This window comes from Mesorhizobium sp. M4A.F.Ca.ET.020.02.1.1, assembly GCF_004022645.1.
Lineage (GTDB): Bacteria > Pseudomonadota > Alphaproteobacteria > Rhizobiales > Rhizobiaceae > Mesorhizobium.
This window is the reverse complement of sequence record NZ_RZOI01001086.1, coordinates 1-1400: the sequence shown is the minus strand read 5'-3', so window position 1 is coordinate 1400 and position 1400 is coordinate 1. Positions and strand designations below refer to the sequence as shown.

At 67.4% G+C, this 1400-nt stretch carries 1 protein-coding gene and 1 pseudogene; both read left to right on the top strand.

Features of this window, described 5'->3' with window-relative positions; all coding sequences use genetic code 11:
- Positions 1-181, top strand: a pseudogene (locus EN742_RS35035) (6-aminohexanoate hydrolase); the annotation flags it as partial.
- Between the two features lie 124 nt (positions 182-305).
- Positions 306-1400, top strand: a 1095-nt coding sequence (locus EN742_RS35030) for a Tex-like N-terminal domain-containing protein (protein ID WP_281035044.1), incomplete at its 3' end; no start/stop codon positions are given.

Sequence of the window (1400 nt, the reverse complement as noted above, 5' to 3'; positions counted from 1 at the left end):
GTACCAGACCGGTCACGACAGCGGCGCCTATTGCGGTATCGGCATCCACGGCCAGTGGCTCTATGTCAATCCGCGGGACGAGGTGGTGATCGCCAAGATGTCGTCGCAGCCGGAGCCTGTCGACGACCGGCTCGATGTCGAGCTGGTGGCGTTCTTCGAGGCGCTGAGCCGGATGGTCTAAGCCGTTCCAGGCGGCCCGCCTTCGCAACCCTTTTCTGTGGAACCTCGCTGCAGGGGCTGAACAGCGCGGTTGGCGAGGACGGCATCCCGGCCTATGGTCGCCGCTCTTTTCGACAGGGACCGGCATGGCATCCGACATCAAGCGCATTGCGGCAATCATAGCGTCCGAGATCGCCGCGCGGCCCGAGCAGGCGGCGGCGGCGATCGAGCTTTTGGACGAGGGCGCGACTGTTCCCTTTGTCGCGCGCTACCGCAAGGAAGTCACCGGCGGGCTCGACGACACGCAGTTGCGCGACCTTGCCGAGCGTCTGGCCTATCTGCGCGAGCTCGACGCGCGCCGCGAGACGATCCTCGGTTCGATCCGTGAGCAGGGCAAGTTGACCGCGGAGCTCGAGGCCAAGATCAATGCCGCGGCAACCAAGGCCGAGCTGGAAGACATCTACCTACCCTACAAGCCGAAGCGGCGCACCAAGGCGGAGATCGCCAGGGAGCGGGGGCTCGGGCCGCTGGCCGAGGCGATCCTCGCCGACCGCGCGGCGGTGCCCGCCGATCTCGCGCTCGCCTACATCACCGAAGAAGTGGCAGACGCAAAGGCCGCGCTCGAGGGCGCGCGCGACATTCTGTCGGAACAGTTCGCCGAGAATGCCGATCTGGTCGGCAAGCTGCGCGCCTATATGAAGGAGCGTGCCTTCCTGCGCGCCAGGGTCGTCGACGGCAAGCAGGAGGCGGGTGCGAAGTTCTCCGACTATTTCGACCATGTCGAGCGCTGGGCGAACGTGCCCAGCCATCGGGCGCTCGCCATGTTGCGCGGCCGCAACGAGGAGGTGCTGTCGCTCGACATCGAGGTCGATGCCGACGATGCCTCGCCGGTGAAGCCGGCCGAGCGCATGATCGCCAATGCCTATGCGATCGGCGGCAGCCTGCCGGGCGACCGCTGGCTGATGGAGGTCGCCGGCTGGACCTGGCGCATCAAGCTGTCCCTGCATCTGACGCTCGACCTGATGCGCGACCTGCGCGAGCGCGCCGAGGAAGAGGCGATCCACGTCTTCGCGCGCAACTTGAAGGACCTGCTGCTCGCGGCGCCCGCCGGTTCGCGGCCGACGATGGGGCTCGATCCCGGCATCCGCACCGGCGTCAAGGTGGCGGTGGTCGACGGCACCGGCAAGCTGGTGGCGACGACGACGGTTTATCCGTTCCCGCCCAGGAACGATGTGCGCGGC